This window comes from Curtobacterium sp. VKM Ac-2861 (assembly GCF_013204965.1).
GTDB lineage: Bacteria > Actinomycetota > Actinomycetes > Actinomycetales > Microbacteriaceae > Curtobacterium.
Genome location: NZ_JABMLA010000001.1, coordinates 799201 through 824406 on the forward strand (window position 1 = coordinate 799201; position 25206 = coordinate 824406).

The following is a 25206-nucleotide window of genomic DNA, read 5'->3' on the forward strand; positions in this document are numbered from 1 at the left end:
TTGATGGTGACGACTCGGATACGCTCGTTCCACACTGCGACGAGAGGGCAGAACAGCACCGTGGCACCGAAGAACCCAGCGCGCGACAACCGCGAGGCGCGCGAGCGCCTCCGTCTCTACCAGGCCCGCCAGGGACTCCACGACCGGCAGCGCCGCCGGCGGGTGCGCGACAACCTGGTCGGCGCCGGTGTCCTCGTGCTGGTCGCCGCCCTGGCCACCGGGTCACAGCTCGCCTTCGCGGGCTCGCAGGGGAACGGGTCGGCGGACGCCAGCGCAAGCGCCACCGCCACACCGACGCCCTCGGCCAGCGCCACGGCGGCGAACACGGGCGACGTGCCGAGCAAGGAGATCGCGAAGGGCGCGACCTGGACGGGCTCACTGACGCTCAACAAGTCGATCGACCTCGGCATCGAACTGGACGGCGAGAAGGCCCCGCAGGCCGCGAGCGTCGAGATCTCGTTGATCAAGGAGCAGTTCTACAACGGCACCACCTGCCACCGGCTCGCCGACAGCGACGGGCTGAAGTTCCTGCAGTGCGGTTCGGCGAACGGCGACGGCACGGGCGACGCCGGGTTCGAGTACGGCCCGCTCGAGAACGTCCCGAGCGACGGCGTCTACGACGACGGCACCATCGCGATCGCGCGGTCGACGTCGCCGTACTCGCAGTCGACCCAGTTCTTCATCGTCTACGGCGACACCACGCTCGACGGCTCCACGGGCGGCTACACGGTCGTCGGGAAGGTCACGAGCGGCCTGTCCGAACTCGAGTCGAAGATCGCCGCGAAGGGCATCTCGTCACCCGGTGACGACGGCACCGGTGAGCCGAAGGTGGCGACGACGATCACCGCCGCGACCATCGCCCAGGAGAAGTAGTCCACAAGCCGTTGCGTCCGGCGGGCCGCGGAGCCCGTCCGTGCAATAGGCTGACGACCTGACCGTGCCGACGGTGACGTCGGCGATGCACGACCACGATCGAGGCGAGACCTGTGGGATCTGACGAAGCAACGACCTGGGGGCGGGTCGACGAGAACGGGACCGTGTACGTCCGGTACGAAGAGACCGAACGTGCTGTCGGTGAGTACCCGGACGCCACCCCCGAAGAAGCCCTCGCCTACTTCGCACGGAAGTACGCCGACCTCGAGGGGCAGGTGAAGATCGCCGAGCAGCGCGTCCAGCGTGGTGCGTCGGCGAACGACGTCGCCCGGACGGTCGAGCACCTGACGACCCTGGTGGCCGAAGCCCGCGTGGTCGGTGACATCAAGTCGCTCGAGACCCGAGTGGGCGCGCTCACCGAGCAGCTCGGCTCGCTCACCAAGGAGCAGGCCGAGCAGGCGCAGCAGGCGCTGAACGACGCCCTGGCGCACCGTGCGGCCCTGGTCGAAGAGGCCGAGGCGCTCGCGGCGGTCGACCCGGCACGCGCGCAGTGGAAGCAGATCACGGCGCAGCTCGACGACGTGTTCGCCCGCTGGCAGCAGCACCAGCACGACGGCCCGCGCATCCCCAAGAACGAGGCCAACGAGCTCTGGAAGCGGTTCCGCGCAGCGCGGTCCACCGTCGACCAGCACCGTCGCGCGTTCTACTCCGAGCTCGACGCGCAGCACCGCGACGCCCGCACCCGCAAGCAGGAACTCGTGACCCAGGCCGAGGCACTCGCCTCGCGCGGGTCCGACGCGATCCCGGACTACCGCCAGCTGCTCGACGACTGGAAGAACGCCGGGCGCGCCGGCAAGCGCCACGACGATGCCCTCTGGGCGCGGTTCAAGGCCGCCGGTGACGTGCTGTTCGAGCAGCGCCACGCCGAGAGCGCGGCGGAGGACGAGGAGTTCTCGGGCAATCTCGAGGCGAAGCAGGCCCTGCTCACCGAGGCCGAGCCGCTGCTCAAGGCGACCGACCGGGTGGCGGCGCGCAAGACCCTGACCGGCATCCAGCGCCGCTGGGACGAGGTCGGAAAGGTCCCCCGCGCGGACGTCCGTCGCATCGAGGACCGCCTGCGTGCGATCGAAGACCACGTGCGCGGGCTTGAGGACGCGCACTGGAAGGAGTCCAACCCGGAGCGCAAGGCCCGGCAGACCGGACTCGCCAGCCAGCTCGAGGACGCCATCGGCAAGCTCGAGTCCGAGCTCGCCGACGCGCAGGCCTCCGGCGACGCCCGCAAGATCAAGGACGCCCAGGAAGCGCTCGACGCCCGCAAGATCTGGCTCGACGCCCTCGGCAGCTAGTCACTGCACACGACGACGCCCCCGTGACCGATCGGTCGCGGGGGCGTCGTCGTGTGGTGCCGTGTGGGCACTGTCTGCTGGCGTCCGGTGTGGCGCCGCCGTTCAGACCGGCGTGGGCAGGCCCAGCAGCAACCGGATGTCGAGGTCGTCCTGCCGCATCTGCGTGGCGAGCTCGTCCATCGAGTCGAACTTCACCATGCCGCGGACGTACGAGACGAACAGCACCGAGATGCGGTCGCCGTACAGGTCGAGGTCGACGTCGAGCAGGTGCGCCTCGATCTGCTTGGCGGGCACGCCCTCGAACGTCGGGTTGTTGCCGACCGAGACCGCCGCCGGGTACACCGTGCCGTCGTGCAGCACGCGCGCGGCGTAGACGCCGTCGGCCGGTGCGAACCCCTCGAACGCCGGGTCGAGGTTCGCCGTCGGGTACCCCATGGCGCGCCCGCGCTGGTTGCCGTGCACGACGGTGCTGCGGACCGCGTGCTCACGCCCGAGCAGCCGGGCGGCCTCGGCCACCCGCCCGTCGCCGAGCAGTTCGCGGATCCAGGTCGACGAGACGCGCCGCTCGCCGTCGGGGCGGACGTCGTCCACCAGGTCGACGTCGTCGATGAGCTCGACCGTGAAGCCGTGCTCCTCCCCCAGGGTGCGGAGCAGGGCGACGTCGCCGGCACCCTTCGCCCCGAAGCGGAAGTCGCTGCCGACGAAGACGAGCCGGGCGTGCAGGGTGTCGACGAGGATCTCGGACACGAACGCCTCGGGCGACTTCGACTGCAGTTCCTCGTCGAAGCGGAGCAGCAGGGTGGCGTCGACCCCGGCGTCGTCGAGGAGCTCGCGCCGCTGCGCCGTGCTCGTGAGTGCCGGCGGGACGTGCTGCGGGTCGATGACGTTGAGGGGGTGCCGGTCGAACGTCACCACGGTGGCGACCAGGCCCTGTTCGTGGGCGGCACGCTCCAGGTGCGCGATCACCGCGCGGTGTCCGACGTGCACGCCGTCGAACTTGCCGATCGTGACGGCGCTCGGACCGAAGCCCTCGGCCACGTCGGCGATGTCGTCGTAGAACTGCACGGCTGCTCCTACTCGCCCACGGGGGCGGTGGTCGATGTGGGCACCGGTTCGACCGTCGCGGTGCGGTGGTGCTTGCGGAGCCACCAGAGTCCGGCGATCGGCAGCACCAGCGGCGCGAAGGCGTAACCCATGCCGTAGTACGACCAGATCGTGTCGTCGGGGAAGAGCTGCCGGTCGAACAGCGAGAGCGTGCCGATGACGAGCACACCGGTCATCTCGAACACGATCGTGACGCACGCGACGCGGTACCAGAAGCGTCCGGGCACGATCAGGGCGATCATCGCCACGATGTACACGACGGCGGCGATGGCGCTCACCGTGTACGCGAACGGCGCGAAGGAGAACTTCTCGATGATCTGGACGACGCTCCGGCCCGTCGCCGCCAGGGCGAGGATGCCGTACACGGCGATGAGGACGCGGCCGATGCCGGTCGCGAGTGAGGATCTGGTCGCCATTGCACCGATTCTACCGACGTGCGCGGACCACCATGACGCTCGGCGTCAGTTCAGGGCGAACCAGATCTGGTACATCCGGTAGATCATGACCGCGACGGTGAAGGCGCCGGCGCCGAGGACGACGGTGCTCCACTTCGTGCGGTCCACGAGCGCCCAGACGATGGCCGCCGGCGGCACCAGGAGCACCGACACGGCGTAGACCCCGAACTCGAGGGCGTTGCCGTCCGGCGGGCTGCCCGTCGCGGGCAGCACGATGGAGATGACGCCCTGCACCAGGAGCAGGACCTCGATGAGCGCGAGGGACCCCACGGTGTAGTCGTTCGGCTTCCAGCCGATGAACCCGACCACGACGGCGAACAGCCCGGCCAGGACCGCGACGACGAGCTGGACCCACATGAACCACTCGATCACGCGTGCGCCCCGTTCTGCGACGCCGGAGCAGCCGGCGCCGGGAAGTTCGTGATGACCCGGAGCAGTCCGCGCCGGACCGAGACCAGTCCGACGAGGCGGTCGTCGTCGACGGCCACGGCAGCCACCGGCTCGTCCGAGTCGGGGTGGTCGGCTGCGACGCGCTTGCCGTCGGTCAGGTCCTTCGCCGCGGCCGCGTCGAGCGACACCGACGAGAACAACCGGCGTGCCACGTCGGCCGGACGAGCGAGCGCCGCGCGGACGTCGACGGCGTCGTCCTCGAGGTCGATCGCGTCGGCCACGTCGAACGGACCGACCTGGGTGCGGCGGAGCGCGGTGAGGTGCGCGCCGGTGCCGAGGGTGGCGCCGACGTCGCGTGCGAGGGCCCGGACGTACGTGCCGGACGAGCACGTCACGACGACGTCGAGGTCGACGACCGCCACCTCGGCACCGTCGACCGTGACGGTGCGGTCGTTCCGCCCGGTGACGTCGAACCGCGAGACGGTGACCGTGCGGGACTTCAGCTCGACGGTCTCGCCCTTGCGCGCCAGGTCGTACGCGCGGCGCCCGTCGACCTTGATCGCGCTGACGGTGGACGGGACCTGGTCGATCGTGCCGCGCTGCAGGGCGACGGCGCGTTCGACGGACTCGTCCGAGACGTCCGCTGCGGCGATGCCGGTCGCGGCGGTCGGGGTGCCGTCGGCGTCGTCGGAGTCCGTGGACACGCCGAGCCGGATGGTGGCGGTGTAGGTCTTGCCGAGGCCCACCAGGTGGGTGAGCAACCGGGTGGAGTGCCCGATCCCCAGGAGCAGCAGCCCGGTCGCCATCGGGTCGAGGGTCCCCGCGTGGCCGACCTTCTTCAGACCGAGGCGGCGGCGGGCGATCGACACGACGCGGTGGCTGGAGATCCCCTGCGGTTTGTCGACGAGGAGGATGCCGTCCGGCACGGTTTCGAGCACCAGAGGAGATTACCAGCGCCGGTCAGCAGGCGTCGTTCCACTCGCGACGAGGGTGCTCGGGATCGGTGACGTCGAGGACGGCGGAGGCGGCGATCTTGACGTCCGCCCGACGTTCGAGCCGGCCGGCTTCCTGCTCGACCCACAGCGACCAGCGCCAGAGCCCGCGGACACCCGGGGCCAGCAGCCCGTGCCCGTGCACGACCAGCACGCCGTCACCGGCGCCGGTGGTGCGGAACGGGGCGACCACCTCGTCGCGCAGCGTGTCGGGATCGGTGGACGGCGCCGTCGCGGCCATCGCGGACACCCCGTGGTGCTCGAAGCCGGCCACCAGCGTGGCGGCGACGTGTTCGAGATCGGTGCCGTCCTGCCCGTCGATGCCGATCACGGTCCGGTTCGTGCCGACCTGCGCGATCACCTCAGCAGCGATCGCGGCCATCGTGTCGGTCTCTTCGGGTGCCCAGCGTGCCATGCGTCCACCGTAGGCTGTCGTGGTGAACGCGAGCAGGGCCTCCCAGCCGGATGTGGAGAACGCGAGCGTCCCCGACATCGCGACCCCGTTGACCACCTGGTTCCGACAGGAGGCCCGCGACCTGCCGTGGCGTCGCCCCGGCTTCCCCGCGTGGGGCACCCTGGTCAGCGAGATCATGCTGCAGCAGACGCAGGTCGCGCGCGTGATCCCCCGACTGGAGGCGTGGCTCACCCGGTGGCCGACGCCTGCGGACCTCGCGGCGTCGCCCCCGGCGGACGCGGTGCGTGCCTGGGACCGGCTCGGCTACCCGAGACGCGCGCTCGCGCTGCACGCGGCGGCCACGGTGATCGCCACCGAGCACGGCAACGTCGTCCCCCGGGACGTCGAGGCGCTGCTCGCGCTGCCGGGGATCGGCGACTACACGGCACGGGCCGTCGCCGTGTTCGCGTACGGCGACCGGCACCCGGTCGTCGACGTCAACGTGCGGCGGGTCCTGAAGCGCGCGCTCCTCGGCCAGGGCGAGCCCGGGCCGGCGAAGGCCAAGGACGACCTGCCCCTGATGGAGTCCGTGCTGCCAGCCGACCGCGACGACGCCGCTGCGACGAACGCGGCGGTGATGGAGCTCGGAGCGCTCGTGTGCGTCGCCCGCTCCCCCGCGTGCGACGCGTGCCCGATCGCGGACCGCTGCGCCTGGCGTGCGGCCGGGTACCCCGAACACGACGGGCCACGCGCCCCGAAGCAGGCGAAGTTCGCCGGCAGCGACCGGCAGGTGCGCGGGCTGATCATGGCCGAGCTGCGCGCGAGCGACGTGCCGGTCACCCGGTCGGAGATCGAACCGGTCTGGCCGGACGCCGAGCAGCGGGACCGAGCGCTCGCGTCGCTGCTGCGCGACGGACTGGCGGTCGGCGACGACGCCACCGGGTACCGGCTGCCGGACGCCTGACGTTTCCGCCGGGCACGACGAACGAGCGCCCCGCCGCACACGGTGCAGCGGGGCGCTCGGACGCTCGTCGGGCTACGCCCGCGCCACGTCCTGCTCGTCGTCGGACTCGTCGTCCTCGTCCTCGTCGTGCTTGTACGGGTCGGCGTCGCCGGCGAACGTCGCACCGACCGACGCAGCTCGCACCTGCTCGTCACGCACCTGGGCCTGCACGAGCAGGTCCTCCATGTGCGCCGAGGTCTCCGGCAGTGCGTCGGCGATGAACTCGAGCGACGGGGTGAGCCGCGCCGTGATGTTCTTGCCGACCTCGGAGCGGAGCATGCCGGTCGCGGCCTTGAGTGCCGCGGCGGAGTCGGCGCGCTCCTCGTCGGTGCCGTACACGGTGTAGAAGACCGATGCGTGCTGCAGGTCTCCGGTCACGCGGACGTCGGTGATCGTCACGAACCCGAGACGCGGGTCGCGCAGACCCTTGTCGAGACGGCGTGCGACGACTTCCTTGATGCGGTCCGCCATCTTGCGTGCGCGCTGCGGATCGGCCATGGGTGCCTCCTGAGGCAGTGGCGGGACGTTTCCCGCCGGTGGTTCTGCGTGGAAAGGGGTCGGGCCCCGACCTCCCGCGAAGGGAGGCCGGGGCCCAGGGTAGTCACACGATCAGTCGCGCGGCTTCTCGACGAGCTCGGTGGTCTCGATCTCGTCACCGATCTGGAGATCGTTGAACTTGCCGAGACCGATACCGGCCTCGAAGTCCGTGCGGACCTCGGTGACGTCGTCCTTGAAGCGACGGAGCGACTCGATCGCCAGTCCGTCGGCCAGGACCACACCGTCACGGATGACGCGCGCCTTGGCGTTGCGCGTGATCGTGCCGGAGCGGACGATGACACCCGCGATGTTGCCGAACTTCGAGGAGCTGAAGACCTCGCGGATCTCGGCGACACCGGACTGGACCTCTTCGTACTCGGGCTTGAGCATGCCCTTGAGGGACTGCTCGATGTCGTCGAGTGCGTTGTAGATGACCGAGTAGAAGCGCACGTCGATGCCTTCGCGCGCCGCACGCTCGCGGGCCTTGACGTCCGGACGGACGTTGAAGCCGACCACGATGGCGTTGTCGATCGTGGCGAGGTCGATGTCCGACTCCGTGATCGCACCGACACCGCGGTGGAGGATGCGGAGCTGGACGCTGTCGTCGACCTCGATGTCCAGGAGCGACTGCTCGAGTGCCTCGACGGCACCGGAGACGTCACCCTTGATGATGAGGTTGAGCGAGTCGACCTTGCCCTCTTCGAGTGCACGCGTGAAGTCCTCGAGCGAGATGCGCTTGCGGGCCTTGGCCAGCTGGGCGTTGCGCTCGGCGGCTTCACGCTTCTCGGCGATCTGACGTGCCGTGCGGTCCTCTTCGGTGACGAGGAACGTGTCACCGGCGCGGGGCACCGAGGACAGACCCTGCACCTGGACCGGGCGGCTCGGCGTGGCGGCCTTGACCGCGACACCGTTCTCGTCGGTCATCGCACGGACGCGGCCGTAGGCCGTGCCCGCCACGATGGCGTCGCCGACGTGCAGCGTTCCGGACTGGATGAGGACGGTCGCCACCGCACCACGGCCCTTGTCGAGCCGTGCTTCGATCGCGACGCCGCGGGCGTCCTTGTCGGGGTTCGCACGCAGGTCGAGCCCGGCGTCAGCGGTGAGCAGCACGGCGTCCAGGAGGTCCTGGATGCCGATGTTCTGCCGAGCCGAGACGTCGACGAACATGACGTCTCCGCCGTACTCCTCCGCCACCAGGTTGTACTCGGTGAGCTGCTGGCGGACCTTGGCCGGGTTCGCGCCTTCCTTGTCGATCTTGTTCACCGCGACCACGATCGGCACGTTGGCCGACTGCGCGTGGTTCAGCGCCTCGATCGTCTGGGGCATGATGCCGTCGTCCGCCGCGACCACGAGGATCGCGATGTCGGTGACCTGCGCACCACGAGCACGCATGGCCGTGAAGGCCTCGTGACCCGGGGTGTCGATGAACGTGATCGGACGCTCGATGCCCTCGTGCTCGGTGACGATCTGGTACGCACCGATGTGCTGGGTGATGCCACCGGCTTCACCCTCGACGACCTTCGAGTTCCGGATCGCGTCGAGCAGTCGCGTCTTACCGTGGTCGACGTGACCCATGACGGTCACGACGGGGGGACGGACCTGCAGGACGGAGTCGTCCTCGTCGGCGTACTCGGCATCGATGTCGATGTCGAAGCCCTCGAGGAGCTCCTTGTCCTCGTCCTCGGGCGAGACGATCTGGATCTTGTAGCCCAGCTCGTCACCGAGGACCTCGAACGTCGCCTCGTCCAGCGACTCGGTCGCGGTCGCCATCTCACCGAGGTGGAACAGCACCGTGACCAGGTTGCCGGGCATGGCGTCGATCTTGTCCGCGAAGTCCGAGATGCTCGCACCACGACGGAGTCGGACGACCGTGCTGCCGTCGCCACGAGGGACCTGCACACCGCCGAGCGACGGGGCCTGACGCATCTCGTACTCGGCGCGCTTCGTCCGCTTCGACTTGCGGGCACGGCTCTTGCCGCCACCGCGACCGAACGCACCGGCGGTACCACCACCGGGGCCACGACCACGGCCACCGCCACCGGCGGGACGCGGGCCGCTGAAGGCCGGACGCGGGAAGCCGCCACCGGCACCGCCGCCGGCACCCGGACGGGCGCCACCGGGGCCGCCACGACCGCCACCCTGGCCCGGGCGCTGCCCGAAGCCGTTGGGACGGTTCGCCTGACCGGGTCCACCCGGACGCGGTGCACCCGGACGCGGGACGCCGGGACGCGGGGGCTGCGGACGCGGGATGCCCGCTCCACCGGCACCAGCGGCGGGGCGCTGGCCCATGCCCTGGTTCGAGGCGAAGGGGTTGTTGCCGGGGCGCGGCGGGCGCGAGCCCATGCCCTGGTTCGACGCGTAGGGGTTGTTGCCCGGACGTGCGCCGGGCTTCGGGCCACCGGGCTTCGGGCCGGCAGCGGCGGGCTTGGCACTCGAGCCAGGCTTCACCGCGTCGGTCTTCGGCTCGTCACCGGTCGAGTCGGCCGGCTGCGTGGCAGCCTGCTGCTCGGCGGCGGCCTTCTCGGCACGGGCCTTCTGTGCGGCCTCGGCCTCGGCCTGTCGCTGGGCGACGGACTTCGGTGCGGCCGGGGCCGGGACGTCCTCGGCAGCAGGTGCTGCCTGGACCTCGGGCTCCGGTGCGGGTGCCGGACGGACCGGGCCGGGGCGCGGGCCACCGGGCTTCGGCGCGCCGGACGCGGGCGTGCTGCTCTTGGCCGGCGTGCTCGGCGCGGGGGCCGAGGCTGCGGGCTTGGATGCCGGGACACCGTCCGCCTGCAGGGCGGCACGGAGCTTCCGGGCAACGGGGGGCTCGATGCTCGAGCTGGCACCCCGGACGAACTCGCCGAGCTCCTTGAGCTTCTCGAGTGCGGTCTTGCTGTCGACGCCGAGTTCGCTTGCGATCTCGTGTACGCGTGGTTTAGCCACTGTTCTCCTTCACGGGTCCCACCCCGTAAAGGGCAGGACTCAATGGATGACGGGTCTCATTTCGAGCCGCTCATCAGTTGTCCATAAGCCGTTCAGCCTGTTCTGTCATGTCCGGGCGCTCGGTCGACGCTCGTGAGAGGCCGACGATGTGGTCGAGCACAGCGGACGTGTCGGGATCGCGATCCAACCGGAGCGCACGGCGGAAAGCCCTGCGCTTGACGGCCAGATCGTAGGCATCGACGGTCGGTGTGAGCCATGCTCCCCGGCCCGGCATGACTGCCTTCGGATCCGCCACGACGCGGCCATCGCTCAGGGCGACGACTCGGAGGAGTGAGGATCGGGAAGCGCGACGACGACTGCCGATGCACGTTCTGACGGGAACCACTCTACTCCTTGCCTCGGACGTCCGCGATCCGGCGCGCCCTTCTGGGCACGCCGGCGGCGAAATCGCCTAGTCGTCGCCGTCCAGGATGGAGTCCGGCTGGATGTCGATCCGGGCCCCGGTGAGCTTGGCAGCCAGGCGGGCGTTCTGCCCTTCCTTGCCGATCGCGAGCGACAGCTGGTAGTCCGGCACGAGCGCGCGGACGGCCTTGGTCGACGCGTCGAGCACGAAGGCGCTGGTCACCTTGGCCGGCGACAGGGCACTCGCGACGAACGCCGACAGGTCCGGAGACCAGTCCACGATGTCGACCTTCTCGGCACCGAGCTCGTTGGTGACGGCACGGACGCGCGCGCCCAGCTCACCGATGCAGGCACCCTTCGCGTTGACGCCGGGCTCGTTCGCCTTGACCGCGATCTTCGTGCGGTGACCGGCTTCGCGCGCGAGCGACGTGATCTCGACGACGCCCGAGGCGATCTCCGGCACCTCGAGGGCGAAGAGCTTCCGGACCAGGCCCGGGTGCGTGCGCGACACCGTGATCTGCGGGCCCTTGTTGCCGCGGGCGACGCTCGTCACGTACACGCGGATGCGCGAACCGTGCGCGTAGGACTCGCCCGGCACCTGCTCTTCGGGCGGCAGGATCGCCTCGACCGTGCCGAGGTCGACCATCACCATGCGCGGATTCGGGCCCTGCTGGACCACACCGGCGACGATGTCGCCTTCCTTGCCGCGGAACTCGCCGAGGATCTTGTCGTCACCGATGTCGCGGAGGCGCTGGTTGATGACCTGCTTCGCCGCGAAGGCCGCGATGCGGCCGAAGTCGCTCGGCTGGTCGACGGCTTCACCGATGACGGTGCCCTCGTCGTCGAGCTCGGGGACGTAGACACTGACCTCGCCGGACTTGCGGTCGAGCTCGACACGCGACTGCGCGTGGGCCGGCTCGCCGTTCTCTTCGGCGTGCTTCTGGTAGGCGGTCAGGATGGCAGATTCGATGATCTGGACCAGTTCGTCGAACGGGATCTCCCGCTCGCGCTCCATGAGTCGCAGGACTGCGAGATCGATCTTCACCGAGGTGCCTCCGTATTCAGATGAGTCGCTCCTGCGGATGGAACCGTCGCAGAAGTCGGCCACAAGCGTACCGCACTGCGGCTCGCGGACCCGAGCCGAAACGGACGGGAGGCCCGTGGCGGCGTCGCCACGGGCCTCCCGTCCGTTGGGTGGTCGCGTCCAGGACGCGACCCGCTAGATCGCGCGGACCGCGTCGAGCAGCTCGGCGACCGGCACGTCGCGGCGTTCGCCGCTGGCACGGTTCCACAGCTCGACGACGCCGTCGGCGGCACCGCGGCCGGCGACGACCACGATCGGCATGCCGAGCAGCTCGGCGTCGCGGAGCTTGACGCCGGGCGACACCTTCGGACGGTCGTCGTAGAGCACGTCGAACCGCTCGCCCTCGAGCTCGGCGACGATCGACGTCGCCAGCTCGTAGGCGACCTGGTCACGCCCGGTGGCGACGATGTGCACGTCGAACGGTGCGACGTTCTTCGGCCAGGCCAGGCCCTTGTCGTCGTTGTGCGCCTCGGCCAGGATCGCCAGGATGCGCGTCACGCCGATGCCGTACGAGCCCATCGTGACGGTCGCGAGCTTGCCGTTCTCGTCCTGCACCTTGAGGCCGAGGGCCTCGGCGTACTTGCGGCCGAGCTGGAAGACGTGCCCGATCTCCATGCCGCGGGCGGTCTCGAGCGGACCCGAGCCGTCGGGCGACGGGTCCCCCGCGCGGACGTCCGAGACCTCGGCGACACCGTCGGCCACGAAGTCACGGCCGGCGACCAGGCCGGAGACGTGCACGCCGCGCTCGTTGGCGCCGGTGACCCAGGCGGTGCCGTCGACCACGCGCGGGTCGACGAAGTACCGGATGCCCGTGGCGCTCTCTGCGCCGAGGACCTGCGGACCGATGTAGCCCTTGACCAGGCCCTTGTGCTTCTTGAAGTCGTCGTCGCCTGCGGCTTCGACCTCGGCCGGGGCGAACGCCACCTCGGCGCGCTTCAGGTCGACGTCGCGGTCACCGGGGAGCCCGACGACCACGACCTCGCGCGTGCCGTCCAGGTGCGTGAGGGCGAGGACGACGTTCTTCAGCGTGTCCGCGGCGGTCCACGGCGCGCCGTCGCGCGGGGCGACCTCGTTCGCGTGGGCGACGAGCGTGTCGATCGTCGGGGTGTCCGACGACGGCAGGAGCACCGCGTCGGGCTGGCCCTCGATCGGCAGGGACGCGGGCACGGGCGTGACGTAGGCCTCGACGTTCGCCGCGTAGCCGTTGGCGCTGCGGACGAAGGTGTCCTCGCCCACGGCGATCGGGTGCAGGAACTCCTCCGACTTGGAGCCGCCCATCGCGCCGGCGTCCGCCTTGACGATGACGTACTCGAGGCCGAGTCGGGCGAAGATCTTCTCGTACGCGTCGCGCATGACCTGGTAGCTGCGCTCGAGGCCCTCGTCGGTGAGGTCGAACGAGTACGCGTCCTTCATGGTGAACTCGCGACCGCGCAGCAGACCCGCGCGCGGGCGTGCTTCGTCGCGGTACTTGTCCTGGATCTGGAACAGCGTGACGGGGAGGTCCTTGTACGACGAGTACAGGTCCTTCACCAGCAGCGCGAACATCTCTTCGTGCGTGGGGGCGAGCAGGTAGTCGGAACCCTTGCGGTCCTGCAGGCGGAACATGCCGTCGCCGTACTCGGTCCAGCGGTTCGTCGCCTCGTACGGCTCGCGCGGCAGCAGCGCCGGCAGGAGCACTTCCTGCGCACCGGCAGCGACCATCTCGTCGCGGATGATCCCCTCGATCTTGGCGCGCACCCGGAGACCGAGCGGCAGCCAGGCGAAGATCCCCGGGGACTGGCGACGGACGTACCCGGCGCGGACGAGCAGCTTGTGGCTCGTCACCTCGGCGTCGGAGGGGTCGTCGCGGAGCGTACGGAGGAACAGATGCGAAAGCCGTGTGACCACGGGGCCAGCCTAGCGGCGTGCGCCGACGGCGCGGCACTCGCACCGTGCGAGGTCCCGGGCGAACGGTGCGAGGTCCCGGGCGAACGGTGCGAGGTCCCGGGCGAACGGTGCGAGGTTGCGTACTCGGTGCGGGGCAGGGAGACTCGCACCGAGTACGGAACCTCGCACGGGAGCGCAGCGCGCCGAGACCGCCTCGCACGGTGCGAGGGGTGTACTCGCGCTACGGGGTGGTGATGACCTCGGGGCTGCCGAGCGCGGCCTCCGGCCCCATCTCGTCGGCGATGCGGTTCGCCTCGGCGATGAGGGTCTGCACGATCTCGTGCTCCGGCACCGTCTTGACGACCTTGCCCTTGACGAAGATCTGGCCCTTGCCGTTGCCCGACGCCACGCCGAGGTCGGCCTCGCGGGCTTCGCCGGGGCCGTTCACGACGCAGCCCATGACGGCGACGCGCAGGGGGACGGACATGCCCTCGAGCCCCTTGGTGACGTCGTTCGCCAGCTGGTAGACGTCGACCTGGGCCCGGCCGCAGCTCGGGCACGAGACGATCTCGAGCTTGCGTTCGCGCAGGTTGAGCGACTGCAGGATCTGCAGGCCGACCTTGACCTCTTGCGCGGGCGGCGCGGACAGGGACACGCGGATGGTGTCGCCGATCCCCTCGGCCAGCAGGATGCCGAACGCGGTGGCGCTCTTGATGGTGCCCTGGAACTCGGGGCCGGCCTCGGTCACACCGAGGTGCAGCGGCCAGTCACCGGCGGCGGCGAGCTGGCGGTAGGCCTTGACCATGACGATCGGGTCGTTGTGCTTGACCGAGATCTTGAAGTCGTGGAAGTCGTGCTCCTCGAACAGGCTGGCTTCCCACACGGCGGACTCGACGAGCGCCTCGGGCGTGGCCTTGCCGTACTTCTGCAGCAGGCTCGGCTCGAGCGATCCGGCGTTGACGCCGATGCGGAGCGACACGCCTGCGGCCTTCGCCGCGGCGGCGATGGCACCGACCTGGTCGTCGAACTTGCGGATGTTACCCGGGTTGACGCGGACCGCGGCGCAGCCGGCGTCGATCGCCTGGAACACGTACTTCGGCTGGAAGTGGATGTCGGCGATGACCGGGATCTGCGACTTCTTCGCGATGATCGGCAGCGCGTCGGCGTCTTCCTGCGTCGGCACGGCGACCCGGACGATGTCGCAGCCCGAGGCCGTGAGCTCGGCGATCTGCTGCAGCGTCGCGTTGATGTTCGTCGTCGGGGTCGTGGTCATCGACTGGACGGACACCGGAGCGTCGCCGCCCACGAGCACCTTGCCGACCCGGATCTGGCGCGACTTGCGTCGGGGGGCGAGGGTTTCGGGCGACTTGGGCATACCGAGGTTCACAGCGGGCACGTGAGCACTCTACGCGCTCGCTCCGAGCGTCCCGGCCCGGTCACACCGGACGCTCAGAGCCGGGCGGCGCTGTCCACCACGGTGATGAGCGGCGCGTACAGCCGCATCGCGTCGAGCGCCCGCTCGTGGTCCGCGTCGCTCGCCCCGGCGCAGGCGTCCGCGACGACCGTCACGGTCGCTCCGGCGTCCGCCGCCGCCAGGGCGGTCGACAGCACGCAGCAGTCGGTCGACACCCCCGTGAGCACCAGGTGCGGGTGGTCGCCGACGACTGCCTGGAGGCCCGTCCCCCACTTGCCGAACGTCGGCTCGGTCACGACGGGGTCGTTCCGGTCCCCTGCCGCACTCGCGAAGGGCTCGGTCAGCGCGTACAGCGGGTCGGCGTCCGGCACGAGGGCGAAGGGCCACTCGCGGTAGTACGGCACCCAGGCGCCCTGCGGGCGCTGGGGTGCGACGAACCGGGTGAACACCGTGCGTCCGGTGAACCGGGGCAGCAGACGCTCGATGCCGACTCCGGCGTGGTCGTACCGCGGCGCGGCCCACGGAGACTCCCCCGTGAAGACCTGCTGCATGTCGATGACGACGAGCCAGGCGTCGTCGGGGACGCCCGTACTCACCGCTGTGCTTCCTGGCGCCGGACGGAGTCCCGGGCGAACAGCAGGGTGCCGAGGAACCCGACGACGAGGGCGACCAACACTCCGAGGTTCGCGTAGGCCCAGGCGCCGTCGCGTCCGCCGAGGCCGAACGGCCCGAGCAGGTAGCCCTGCCACGACAGCCACGCCGGTGACGCCAGCGTGACGAGGCCCCATCCGAGCGCCGTGCCGACCGCGACCAGGGCGATCGCACCCCACCGGACGTCGCCGTAGCGGCCGCGACGGTCGTCGAGCTCGCCTTCGGCGTAGGCCGTGCGCCGCAGCAGGACGTCGGCGACGAAGATGCCGGCCCAGGCGGCGATCGGGACGCCGAGGGTGATGAGGAACGCCTGGAACGGCTTGGCGAAGCCCGTCGAGAAGAAGGCGATGTAGATCGCACCCGCCACCATGAACACGCCGTCGACCCCGGCGGCGACCGGCCGCGGGATCTTCACGCCGACGCTCAGCAGCGCGAGGCCCGACGAGTAGATGTCGAGCACCGCGCCGCCGACGAGCCCGAGGATCGCGACGAGGGCGAACGGGATGAGGAACCACACCGGCAGGATCGTGGTGAGCGCGCCGATCGGGTCGTCCTGGATCGCGGCGTTCAGGTCCGGCGAGGAGCCGGCGAGCAGGACGCCGAAGACCACGAGGATCGCCGGTGCGAGCGCCCCGCCGAAGGTCGTCCACCCGACGACTCCCCCGGTCGACGCCGAGCGCGGCAGGTACCGCGAGTAGTCGGCAGCGGCGTTCACCCAGCCCAGCCCGAAGCCGGTCATCACGAGCACGAGCGCACCGATGAACTGCTGGGCACTGCCCGTCGGCATCGCGGCGATCGCGGCGAAGTCGATGGACGGCACCGCGAGCACGACGTAGACGACCGTGAGCACCCCCGTGATGACCGTGATCCAGGTCTGCAGGCGCATGATCACGTCGAAGCCCGCGACGCCGGCCCCGACCACGAGCGCGGCGACCACGACGAGGGCGACGACCTTCGTCAGCACCCCGCCGTCCCAGCCGAGCTCGGTGAACACCGTCGAGGTCGCGAGGACCGCCAGTGCGGCGAGGGCGGTCTCCCACCCGACGGTGAGGATCCAGCTGAGGAACGAGGGCACCCGGTTGCCGCGGACCCCGAAGGCCGCGCGGCTCAGCACCATCGTCGGCGCCGACCCCCGCTTGCCGGCGATCGCGACGACGCCGCACAGCAGGAACGAGAACACCACCCCGATGACCGAGACGACGGTGGCCTGCCAGAACGAGATGCCGAAGCCGACCACGAAGGACCCGTAGGCGATGCCGAGGACGGAGATGTTCGCCGCGAACCACGGCCAGAAGAGTCCCCGCGGGGTGCCCTTGCGGTCGGACTCGGCGATGACGTCGAGGCCCTGCCGTTCGACGGTGCGGACCTCGGGCGCGGCGGTGGCGGGCCCGGAGTTCGTGGGCGCTGTGCTCATCCGCTGAGCGTAGCGCCGCAGCGACTACCCGAACAGGTTCACGGGCCGCACGATGTCGGCGTAGATCAGCAGCGCGCTCATCCCCGCCAGCAGCACCACGACGACCATCGTGAGCGGCATCGTCTTCGCCAGGTCGATGGGGCCCGGGTCCGCCTTGCCCACGAGCTTGAAGGACCGTCGCTTGATCGCCTCCCACAGGGCGCCGGCGATGTGCCCGCCGTCGAGTGGCAGCAGCGGCACCATGTTCAGCACGAACAGGCCGATGTTCAGCGAGGCCAGCAGCCCGAGGATCGTGTACGCCTTGTCGACCACCGGCACGCCGCTCATCGACGAGACCTCGCCGATCGCGCGGCCGACGCCGACGACCGACACGGGGCTGTCCTGCGACCGCTCCTGCGCGCCGAACGCCGCGTTCCAGACGGCGACCAGGCGCTGCGGCAGGTCGATGATGAGGTGCGCCGACGCGGCGATCTGCGCACCCGTCGCGGGCAGGACCTCGGCCGGCGACTGCCGCACGAGCGACTGCCCGATGCTGACGCCGACGACACCGACCCGCTGGGTCTTCGTCGTGCCGTCGTCGTTCGTGACGACCTTGCCTTCGGCGTCGTAGACGTCGCGGGTGGCGGTCGTCGGGGTGATCTCGAGCGTCTTCCGGGCACCGTCACGCTCGACGACGACCGTCACCTGCTCGCCGGCCGACTTCTGGAAGACCTCGGAGACGCGCGCGATGGTCGGGTCCTGCTCACCGTTCACCGAGAGCACGACGTCGCCCGACGCGATGCCGGCCTGCTTCGCCGGCGACTCCGCATCGCCCGAGGTGCAATCGGTCGTCTGGCTGGTCGGTAGGACACAGTCGACGCTCGACGTGAACGTCGTGGTCGGCGACCCGAAGCCGCACAGCAGCACGCCGAACAGCACGATCCCGATCACCAGGTTCATCGCGGGTCCAGCGACCATCACGATGATGCGCTTCCACGGGGTGAGTCGGTAGAAGGCGCGGGAGTCGTCGCCGCCGGAGTCCGCGATCTGCTCCGCGCTGGCCTGGCGGGCGTCCTGCACGAACGCGCCGTACATGCCGGTGTTCGTGATCGCACTCGGGCGGCCGGAGGCACGCGGCTTGAGCATGCCGACCATCGAGATGTATCCGCCGAGCAGGATCGGGCGGATACCGTACTCGGTCTCACCCCGCTTGAACGACCACATGGCCTTGCCGAAGCCCAGCGAGTACTGCGTCACCTTGACGTTGAACAGCTTCGCGAAGGACAGGTGCCCCAGCTCGTGGAGTCCGATCGAGACCAGCAGGCCGATGATGAAGACGACCACGCCGAGGACGAAGAGCAGGACGGATTCGACGGTCACCGGGAAAGGGTACGGGACGCTTGCCATGACGGAGCCGAGCGCCGTCTGAGAGGTGATCTGAGCCTCTCCCCACCGGCACGGCCGTCCCGCCGCTGGCGCGTCGCGCCGGAACCGGCGGTGTGGGCCCAGTCCGTCACGTGGTGACCCGGCGACGGACGGGAGGCGCGGATCGCGTCAGCGGGTCAGCGCGCGGTCCGCCGCGGCGCGGGCCCAGTGCTCCGCAGCGAGCACGCCGTCGAGTGACGACTCCCCCGCGGTGTGCTCCTCGACGACGCGCTCGACCGTGTCGACGATGTCGAGGAAGCCGATGGCGCCCGCGTGGAACGCGGCCACGGCCTGCTCGTTCGCCGCGTTGAACACGGCCGGGAAGGTCCCGCCGAGTTCACCGACATGCTTCGCGAGGGCGACGGCGCCGAACGCGTCGGCGTCGAGCGGCTCGAAGGTCCAGGTGCTCGCCGTCGTCCAGTCGAGCGGCAAACCGACCCCGGGCACGCGGTCCGGCCACGCCAGGCCGAGCGCGATCGGCAGACGCATGTCCGGCGGCGAGGCCTGCGCGATGGTGGAGCCGTCGACGAACTCGACCATCGAGTGCACGATCGACTGCGCGTGCACCGTGACCTCGATGCGGTCGTACGGCACGCCGAAGAGCAGGTGCGCCTCGATGACCTCGAGCCCCTTGTTGACGAGCGTGGCGGAGTTCGTCGTGACGACGAGTCCCATGTCCCACGTGGGGTGCGCCAGCGCCTGCGCCGGGGTGACGTCGCGGAGCTGCTCGCGGGTGCGGCCGCGGAACGGACCGCCGCTCGCCGTCAGGACGAGCCGCTGCACCTCGGTGTCGGCACCGGAGCGGAGCGCCTGCGCGATCGCCGAGTGCTCACTGTCCACGGGGACGATCTGGCCCGGCGCTGCAGCCTGCTGCACCAGGGAACCGCCCACGATGAGGCTCTCCTTGTTGGCGAGCGCCAGGGTCGCACCGGTCTCGAGCACCGCGAGCGTCGGCCCGAGGCCGACCGACCCCGTGATGCCGTTCAGGACGACGTCGGCCTCGACGCTGCGGACGAGCCGCTCGGAGTCCTCCGCCCCGAACGCCGTGTCGCGCACGCCGAACCGCTCGGCCTGCTCGGCGACCAAGGTGCGGTTGCTGCCGGCGGTCAGACCGACGACCTCGAACCGGTCGGGGTTGCGGGCGACGACGTCGAGCGCCTGCGTGCCGATCGAGCCGGTGCTGCCGAGGACGACGATGCGTCGCCTTTCAAGGGTGTCCACGGCGCCAACCCTATCTGCGGGCTCGACGCGTGCAGTATGTTGCACACCGCACTTCACGGCCACTATGGTGACGACGCAACCTCAGGAGGGGATGAACGATGTCGATGAAGAACACAGTTGCCGCTGCCGTGATCGTGGTGTTGGGGATCGGAGCGCTGCCGACGGCAGCGAACGCAACAACTCCCGCGCCGACCACACTCGCGGTACTGACCGATCTGCGGGGGGCCCAGTCGCATGCGGAGATCGATGCCGTGATGCAGGGCGCAGCTCCCGTCGAGGCCCTGGCCGATCCAGACACCGGAGACATCCTCGCGGCAATGAGCGTTCGATCACGTGCGCTCACGCCGGTGGGACCCGGATGCACCAGCACCAGCGCATGCATGCTCCGTTCGTCGGGCGGGCCGTACGGTTTGACCGGTACCGGAACGAAGACCGGCACGTGGAGAGGGGTCACCGGCGTGAAGTCCGGAAATCGACGGACGAGTTTCTGGGCATCGAACGGGATGGCCTACGAGTATCGAGCAGGTGCCTCGGTGACGTGGACGAAAGCTGTCACGGTCACCAAGGTGAGCCGCTGACTGCTGTCGTAGGACGGAAGAGGCCGACCACTGTTGTCAGTGGTCGGCCTCTTCAGGTCGTGTCGACTTCGGCGCTCAGCCCTTCGCGAGGATGTCGACGACGAAGACGAGCGTGGCGTTCTTCGGGATGCCCGAGCCTTCGCGAGGAGTCGCGCCGTAGGCGTCCTCCGGCGTGGCGACGATCAGCACCTGGGAGCCGACCTTCTGGCCGACGAGCCCGGTGACGAAGCCCTTGATGAGTGCGCTCTCGGAGACCGTGAACGTCGTCGGGGCACCCTTCGACCACGAGGAGTCGAACTCCTTGCCGGTGCTGTAGACGACGCCCTTGTACTGCACGAGAGCGGTGTCGCCGTCGGCGATGGACGCGCCGTCGCCCTGCTTGAGGACCTCGACGGTCGTCTTGGTCGGGGCCTTCACGCCGTCGGGGATCGTGATCTCGGGCTCGCCGGATGCCTTGTCCTTGACCGTCGGCAGGCCGGGGTCCTGGTCCTGCGGGGTGCCGCTCGCCTTGGTGGGGGTCTGCGCGACGACGTCGGCGACGACGACGATCTCGCCGCCGGTGTTGAAGCCGAGTGCCGAGGACTGCCCCACCGCTGCCACACGGTCGCCGACCTTCGAGCAGGCGAGCAGGGCGCCGAAGCCCGAACCGCCGACGGACAGGACCTGCGGGTTGCCCTCGTCGAAGCCGACCGTGCCGAGCTTCTTGGCGTCCTTGGCCTCGTAGACCGTGTACGACACCTGGGCGTAGTCGCCCTCGTCCAACGACGCGCCCTTGCCCGAGACGAGCTTCGTGGCCTGCGGCGTCTTCGCCGACAGACCGGCCGCGAACTTGACCGTCGGGGCCTTCGCGCCGCCGAACGAGCCGGTCGCCCGGATGGAGTCAGAGGCCTTGCCGGGGTCCGGGCAGGACGTGATCGCCGAGGCGGTCGCACTGGCGGTCGGGGTCGGCGAGGCCGTGGACCCGTCCGAACCGGAGCCGGAGCATGCGGCGAGTCCCAGCACGACGGCGGGGACGAGGGCGATCGGGAGCAGGCGCAGACGCTTCACGGGACCCTAGTCTGCCCCACCTGCTGAAGAGTCCCCTGCCAATGTCGCAGCACGGACGACGGTCTGGGCCTCGTGGTGCACCGGGAACGACACCGACCGGGCGATGAAGCAGAGCTGGTTCGCCGTGGCGTGCGCGGCTTCGGCATCGGCCACCCGGTCTGCCTCGAGGATCGTCACGACCGGGTGCAGCGTCGCACCGGTGAGCTCGCCCGAGCCGTCGCGGTTCAGGTTCAGCGATGCAGTGGCCGTGTCGCGGTAGTCGACGACGGTGAAGCCCTGGGTCACCGCGACGTGCAGGTAGCTGAGCATGTGGCACTGGGCCAACGCGGCGACGACGAGTTCCTCCGGGTTCCAGCGGTCGCGGTCACCGCGGAACGTGGGGTCGGCCGAGCCGGCCACGTCGGGCTTGCCGACCGCCGAGACGACGTGGTCGCGCCCGTAGTCGCGGTAGCCGGACGTGCCGGTGCCGCGGTCTCCCGTCCAGCTGACGGAGACCTCGTAGGTGTGGTCCTGCACGGCTGCTGCCCCTTCGTCGGCGTCACTGGCGGTCGTCCGCCCTGGCTAGCATGGCGGCATGACGGTGAGCCACGAAGTCCGCACTGATCGCCATCCTCTCACCGCCGACGGGTCGGTCGAACTCGCGGTCCTCGACCGGTCGGGGTTCGACGAGAGCCGGCACATCGGCGCCGGGGTCGTGGTCGACTCCGCAGGTGCCGTCGTCGACTCGGTCGGCGACGTCGCAGCCAGCATCTACCCGCGCTCGACGATGAAGCCGTTCCAGGCCCTGGCCGTCCGCGGCGCCGGTGCCCGGTTCTCCGACGAGGAACTCGTCCTCACCACCGCGAGCCACGCCGGTACCGTCGCGCACCAGGCCCTCGCGCTGCACATGCTCGAGTCGTTCGACCACGTCGAGGCCGACCTCGGGTGCCCGCCGGACATGCCCTTCGACCGAGCGACCGGCCGGACGATGGACGGCCCCCGGCGCCTGGCGATGAACTGCTCGGGCAAGCACGCCGGCATGCTCGCCGCCTGCCGCGTCAACGGGTGGGACGAGGCGACGTACCTGGACATCGAGCACCCGATGCAGCAGCGGGTCCGCTCGGTGGTCGAGGAGTACACGCACGAGACGGTCGACCTGGTCGGCACCGACGGCTGCGGCGCCCCCGTCTTCCCGCTCACGCTGACCGGACTGGCACGCGGGTTCGCCGGCGTCGTCGCCCGGGCCGACGACGACTCCACGGCGCTGACCGACGCCGTCCTGGCGCACCCGTGGGCGATCGACGGGGTCGGGCGGGCCAACACCGTCACGATCGAGCGGCTGCAGGTCCTGGCGAAGCTCGGCGCCGAGGGCGTCATGGTGATGGGGCTGCCTGGTGGTGCCGCAGTCGCGGTGAAGGTGCTGGACGGGTCGCAGCGCGCGGGCACCCTCGCAGCGCTCACCCTGCTGCAGCGGAACGGGCTGGTGGGCGCCGACGGCGTCGCCGATGTCTTGGCGGCGACGGGTGAGCAGGTGCTCGGCGGTGGTGTGCCGGTCGGCGCGGTCCGGGTCGGCGCCGGCCTGCGCTGAGGCCGTCATCCGACGAGCTCCGGAAGCACCGGAAGCACCGGGAGCACCGGGAGCACCGGTTTGAGCGTCACACCGCGTCGGTCGGGTGGGCGACGGACGGTGCAGCCGTAGCGGGTGACCTCGACCGCGGCGTCCCACAGCCGTGGCATCGCGCCGAGTCCCGGGACGAGCACGACCGTGCCGCTCGGACGTCCGGAGCGGTCGAGGCGAGCGAGCACCGCCGTGCCGTCGGGCAGCGTCGCGCCGTCGGGCAGTGTCGCGCCGTCGGGCAGCGCCGGACCGTCGCCAGCGGGGCTTCCGGGTCTGCCGGCTGCGCGGAGGTCGTCCCACGGATCGGCGGTGGCGCGGAGCTGTTCGGCGATCGCCCGGAACACCGCGGCGGCGAGTGCCCCGGTGCCGATGACCACGACGTGACCGGTCGTGTCGGTCTCCCACGGCACACCGTCCGAGCCGTGGCCGAGCAGGAGCCGTCCTGGTGCGCTCGGACAGTGGGACTCGATCGCCGCGGCGGAGTCGTCGCCGGCCAGCGACTCCGGTTCGCGGGCCCCGCCAGCGCCGGACCGGTGCAGCAGGACGTCGAGCACCGCGCAGCACCCGGCGGCTGCGAACACCACCGCACGGGAAGCGCCGTCGAGGGGCGCGAACACCCCGGCGAGGACGAGCACGACGGCGGTCCCGACCAGGACGCACCGAGCAGCGAACGGGGTCATGCCTCCATCGCAGCAGGACGGCGGCGTCTCCGGGGCGCCGACGACCGATCTGTGGAGAACTCCGAGCGCTACTGCACGAGGAAGAACTGCTCGCCGATGTCCACCCGAGCCCCGCGCTCCACGCGGTACCGACGGCCGGGCTCGCAGCGACGGATCGAACCGTCGATGTGGCGGACCACGGTGCCGTTGCCGGAGAACCGGTCGGACACCCACAGGTCGTCACCGTCGCGGCCGAGCTCGAGGTGGGTCTTCGACACCGACTTGCCCGGGTCGTGGACGGTCAGCAGGTCGTCGTAGCGCTCCCCCGGCTGCGGACGAGGCAGACGACCGAGCAGGCCCGTGCCGTGCACCCCGAACCGCTCGCCCGTGCTGAAGTGCAGCAGGAACGGCGCGCGCGTCGGGGTCTTCGAGACGATGCGGGTCTCGTCGACGTCCTCGTCGAGCTCGTCGGCGTCCGCACTGGCCTCGGGACGGTCCGACGGCGGGAGCGGGAGCTCGGGTGCCGGCGCCCCGGGGAGCGGAGGCAGCGGCGCGGCGAGCGGGGCCTGCGCCGGCGGGGCCCAGGACCGTTCGGAGTCCTGCGGTTCTCCGTGCGGTGCCGCGTCCCCGGGCTCGGTCGGCTCGGTCACCGGCGCCGCGTGTGCGCCGCGGGGACGGCCACCCGGGCGCGAGGCCTCGCTGTCCGGCAGGGCCGACTCGTCGTCGGCGGCGGTCTCGTCGGCCACGTCCTCGACGGACCCGTTCTCGTCGGACCTGGTCTCGCCGGACCCGGTCTCGTCGCTCGAGGCCTGATCGTCCGCAGGCGCATCGACCGGGATCTCGTCGTCCGGCACGTCGGTCGACGACGACCCGCCGGCACCGGCCGACTCCACACCGGAGTGCTCGGTGGCCCAGTCCGGACGCGCCATCGGCAGCGGTACGACCGGTCCGGTGAACGCGGCGGTCACGGCGGGGCGGACTGCTCCGCACTCGCCGCAGAAGATGTCGTCGGGCTCGAGGCGGTTGCCACAGACGTGGCAGATGGTCGTGGCGTGCATGCCCGGCGTCACGAGCGGCGCGGGCCGCGGCGGTCGGCGGTCGATCAGGGGCTCGACGACGGCGGTGTCCCCCGGCTGCGGCGGCGAGACGACGGGCACGGCTGCGGTCGGTTGTCCGAGCGCACCGTCCTGCACGGGCTCGCCGGAGCGGGTGGACGTCGTGTCGTCAGCACCGTCGGTGTCGGCGTGCACGGCTGCGTCGTCCGTCGCGTGCGGGGACGCCGCGGTGTCGTCTGGCGTGTCGTGGGACGTGTCACGGGGCGTGTCGTCAGCGACGGTCGGTGCACTCGGGACCGGCGGCACGACGGGAGCCGGATCAGCTCCGGACGCGGGCTGCGCGGCATCGGTGGTGGCGCCGCGACCGACCCACCAGGACGGGCCGGCCGGCGCCGCGGACGGGGCCGGAGCGACCGGCGGCGCCCACACGGGGGCCGGAGCCTCTTCAGCGGCCGGCGGGGTCACGGGACGGTCCTCGACGGGAGCCAACCGGGTCCGCTCGGGGTCGTCGGCGAGGGCGTCGGCGGGCTCGGAGCGGTAAGCGTCCGGGTCAAGTGGCGGTTCGTCCTGGGCGGGGACGGCGTCGGGCTGCGCGGCCGCGTTCGACCAGTCGCCGAGGCCGGAGCCCGCTCCGTGCACGTGCGACGGTGCCTCGCGCGGGGCGAGGTCGTCGGGGCGTTGCACGGGCACCGCGGTCGGGGGTTCGGTGCTGCGGCGGTCGGCACCGGTCAGCCAGGCGCGGGTGGCGGGGTCGAGGGTCGACTCGGGCAACCACGCGTCGGCCGCAGGGTCAGA

The 25206-nt window shown here is 71.0% G+C and carries 24 protein-coding genes; 5 read left to right on the forward strand and 19 right to left on the reverse strand.

What is annotated here, in order from left to right:
* The first annotated feature begins 60 nt into the window (after positions 1-60).
* Together HQQ88_RS03635 and HQQ88_RS03640 are read left to right on the forward strand one after the other, a co-directional pair.
* Positions 61-873, forward strand: coding sequence for a peptidylprolyl isomerase (locus HQQ88_RS03635; RefSeq protein WP_173168633.1), 813 nt, complete (start codon positions 61-63; stop codon positions 871-873).
* 113 nt (positions 874-986) lie between these two features.
* Positions 987-2219: a DUF349 domain-containing protein gene (locus tag HQQ88_RS03640; protein ID WP_173168634.1), complete on the forward strand. Its 1233-nt coding sequence runs from the start codon at positions 987-989 to the stop codon at positions 2217-2219.
* 102 nt (positions 2220-2321) lie between these two features.
* On the opposite strand, the gene HQQ88_RS03645 is transcribed toward HQQ88_RS03640, so the two are convergent.
* Genes HQQ88_RS03645 through HQQ88_RS03665 form a run of 5 tightly spaced genes read right to left on the reverse strand, consistent with a single transcriptional unit; the run spans position 2322 to position 5575 of the window.
* Positions 2322-3284: a bifunctional riboflavin kinase/FAD synthetase gene (locus HQQ88_RS03645; protein ID WP_133937023.1), complete on the reverse strand. Its 963-nt coding sequence runs from the start codon at positions 3282-3284 to the stop codon at positions 2322-2324.
* 8 nt (positions 3285-3292) lie between these two features.
* On the reverse strand, positions 3293-3739 hold the full coding sequence (locus HQQ88_RS03650; protein ID WP_173168635.1) for a hypothetical protein: 447 nt from the start codon (positions 3737-3739) through the stop codon (positions 3293-3295).
* A 45-nt stretch (positions 3740-3784) separates the two neighbouring features.
* Positions 3785-4150 (reverse strand): hypothetical protein, encoded by a 366-nt coding sequence (locus HQQ88_RS03655; protein WP_111083896.1) that lies wholly within the window; start codon positions 4148-4150, stop codon positions 3785-3787.
* Positions 4147-5106, reverse strand: a complete 960-nt coding sequence (truB, locus tag HQQ88_RS03660) for a tRNA pseudouridine(55) synthase TruB (RefSeq protein ID WP_132100295.1) — start codon at positions 5104-5106, stop codon at positions 4147-4149. The genes HQQ88_RS03655 and truB overlap by 4 nt, the downstream gene beginning before the upstream one ends.
* A gap of 22 nt (positions 5107-5128) precedes the next feature.
* Positions 5129-5575, reverse strand: coding sequence for a hypothetical protein (locus tag HQQ88_RS03665; RefSeq protein ID WP_173168636.1), 447 nt, complete (start codon positions 5573-5575; stop codon positions 5129-5131).
* Between the two features lie 88 nt (positions 5576-5663).
* On the opposite strand from HQQ88_RS03665, the gene HQQ88_RS03670 reads away from it, so the two are divergent.
* Positions 5664-6518, forward strand: a complete 855-nt coding sequence (locus HQQ88_RS03670) for an A/G-specific adenine glycosylase (RefSeq protein ID WP_173168793.1) — start codon at positions 5664-5666, stop codon at positions 6516-6518.
* 72 nt (positions 6519-6590) lie between these two features.
* On the opposite strand, the gene rbfA is transcribed toward HQQ88_RS03670, so the two are convergent.
* From rbfA to dxr, 10 genes are all read right to left on the reverse strand, one after another.
* Positions 6591-7055 carry a 30S ribosome-binding factor RbfA gene (gene rbfA, locus HQQ88_RS03675; RefSeq protein WP_123294301.1) on the reverse strand — a complete coding sequence of 155 codons (465 nt, stop codon included), beginning with the start codon at positions 7053-7055 and terminating at the stop codon, positions 6591-6593.
* Between the two features lie 111 nt (positions 7056-7166).
* Positions 7167-10019 (reverse strand): translation initiation factor IF-2, encoded by a 2853-nt coding sequence (infB, locus tag HQQ88_RS03680; protein ID WP_173168637.1) that lies wholly within the window; start codon positions 10017-10019, stop codon positions 7167-7169.
* 73 nt (positions 10020-10092) lie between these two features.
* Positions 10093-10404, reverse strand: coding sequence for a YlxR family protein (locus HQQ88_RS03685; protein WP_111083891.1), 312 nt, complete (start codon positions 10402-10404; stop codon positions 10093-10095).
* A gap of 66 nt (positions 10405-10470) precedes the next feature.
* Positions 10471-11466, reverse strand: coding sequence for a transcription termination factor NusA (nusA, locus tag HQQ88_RS03690; protein ID WP_111083890.1), 996 nt, complete (start codon positions 11464-11466; stop codon positions 10471-10473).
* 174 nt (positions 11467-11640) lie between these two features.
* A complete protein-coding gene (locus HQQ88_RS03695; RefSeq protein ID WP_123937785.1) occupies positions 11641-13392 on the reverse strand; it encodes a proline--tRNA ligase in 1752 nt (583 codons plus the stop codon).
* Positions 13393-13612: 220 nt separating this feature from the next.
* The gene (ispG, locus tag HQQ88_RS03700; RefSeq protein WP_111083888.1) at positions 13613-14746 is read right to left on the reverse strand and encodes a flavodoxin-dependent (E)-4-hydroxy-3-methylbut-2-enyl-diphosphate synthase; all 1134 of its coding nucleotides are present in this window, start codon (positions 14744-14746) and stop codon (positions 13613-13615) included.
* 74 nt (positions 14747-14820) lie between these two features.
* Positions 14821-15381 (reverse strand): cysteine hydrolase, encoded by a 561-nt coding sequence (locus HQQ88_RS03705; protein WP_173168638.1) that lies wholly within the window; start codon positions 15379-15381, stop codon positions 14821-14823.
* Positions 15378-16850 carry a cytosine permease gene (locus HQQ88_RS03710; RefSeq protein WP_173168639.1) on the reverse strand — a complete coding sequence of 491 codons (1473 nt, stop codon included), beginning with the start codon at positions 16848-16850 and terminating at the stop codon, positions 15378-15380. The genes HQQ88_RS03705 and HQQ88_RS03710 overlap by 4 nt, the downstream gene beginning before the upstream one ends.
* Positions 16851-16874: 24 nt before the next feature.
* The gene (locus tag HQQ88_RS03715; protein WP_173168640.1) at positions 16875-18209 is read right to left on the reverse strand and encodes a site-2 protease family protein; all 1335 of its coding nucleotides are present in this window, start codon (positions 18207-18209) and stop codon (positions 16875-16877) included.
* Positions 18210-18383: 174 nt separating this feature from the next.
* Positions 18384-19475 carry a 1-deoxy-D-xylulose-5-phosphate reductoisomerase gene (gene dxr / locus HQQ88_RS03720; RefSeq protein WP_173168641.1) on the reverse strand — a complete coding sequence of 364 codons (1092 nt, stop codon included), beginning with the start codon at positions 19473-19475 and terminating at the stop codon, positions 18384-18386.
* A 98-nt stretch (positions 19476-19573) separates the two neighbouring features.
* Here dxr and HQQ88_RS03725 point away from each other — a divergent pair, with 98 nt between their 5' ends.
* Positions 19574-20053 (forward strand): hypothetical protein, encoded by a 480-nt coding sequence (locus tag HQQ88_RS03725; protein ID WP_173168642.1) that lies wholly within the window; start codon positions 19574-19576, stop codon positions 20051-20053.
* A 75-nt stretch (positions 20054-20128) separates the two neighbouring features.
* Here the strand turns inward: HQQ88_RS03725 and HQQ88_RS03730 are convergent, their stop codons facing one another.
* Together HQQ88_RS03730 and HQQ88_RS03735 are read right to left on the reverse strand one after the other, a co-directional pair.
* Positions 20129-21100, reverse strand: coding sequence for an FKBP-type peptidyl-prolyl cis-trans isomerase (locus tag HQQ88_RS03730; protein WP_173168643.1), 972 nt, complete (start codon positions 21098-21100; stop codon positions 20129-20131).
* A gap of 6 nt (positions 21101-21106) precedes the next feature.
* Positions 21107-21616 (reverse strand): OsmC family protein, encoded by a 510-nt coding sequence (locus HQQ88_RS03735; protein ID WP_123294293.1) that lies wholly within the window; start codon positions 21614-21616, stop codon positions 21107-21109.
* Between the two features lie 58 nt (positions 21617-21674).
* Between HQQ88_RS03735 and HQQ88_RS03740 the strand changes: the two genes are divergently transcribed.
* Entirely contained in the window at positions 21675-22667 is a 993-nt protein-coding gene (locus tag HQQ88_RS03740; RefSeq protein ID WP_173168644.1) for an asparaginase, read from the forward strand.
* 5 nt (positions 22668-22672) lie between these two features.
* Here HQQ88_RS03740 and HQQ88_RS03745 read toward each other — a convergent pair whose 3' ends face one another.
* Both HQQ88_RS03745 and HQQ88_RS03750 read right to left on the reverse strand, forming a co-directional pair.
* Complete coding sequence (locus HQQ88_RS03745) at positions 22673-23377, reverse strand: hypothetical protein (RefSeq protein ID WP_173168645.1); 705 nt, start codon at positions 23375-23377, stop codon at positions 22673-22675.
* A 68-nt stretch (positions 23378-23445) separates the two neighbouring features.
* On the reverse strand, positions 23446-25182 hold the full coding sequence (locus HQQ88_RS03750; RefSeq protein WP_173168646.1) for an FHA domain-containing protein: 1737 nt from the start codon (positions 25180-25182) through the stop codon (positions 23446-23448).
* Positions 25183-25206: the final 24 nt, after the last annotated feature.

Excerpts from the sequence above, each read along its gene's own strand:
- rbfA (WP_123294301.1), bottom strand. The coding sequence starts at position 7,055 with ATGGCCGATCCGCAGCGCGCACGCAAGATGGCGGACCGCATCAAGGAA.
- HQQ88_RS03650 (WP_173168635.1), bottom strand. The coding sequence starts at position 3,739 with ATGGCGACCAGATCCTCACTCGCGACCGGCATCGGCCGCGTCCTCATC.
- HQQ88_RS03665 (WP_173168636.1), bottom strand. The coding sequence starts at position 5,575 with ATGGCACGCTGGGCACCCGAAGAGACCGACACGATGGCCGCGATCGCT.
- HQQ88_RS03740 (WP_173168644.1), top strand. The coding sequence starts at position 21,675 with ATGACGGTGAGCCACGAAGTCCGCACTGATCGCCATCCTCTCACCGCC.
- HQQ88_RS03710 (WP_173168639.1), bottom strand. The coding sequence starts at position 16,850 with ATGAGCACAGCGCCCACGAACTCCGGGCCCGCCACCGCCGCGCCCGAG.
- HQQ88_RS03745 (WP_173168645.1), bottom strand. The coding sequence starts at position 23,377 with ATGACCCCGTTCGCTGCTCGGTGCGTCCTGGTCGGGACCGCCGTCGTG.
- ispG (WP_111083888.1), bottom strand. The coding sequence starts at position 14,746 with ATGCCCAAGTCGCCCGAAACCCTCGCCCCCCGACGCAAGTCGCGCCAG.
- HQQ88_RS03725 (WP_173168642.1), top strand. The coding sequence starts at position 19,574 with ATGTCGATGAAGAACACAGTTGCCGCTGCCGTGATCGTGGTGTTGGGG.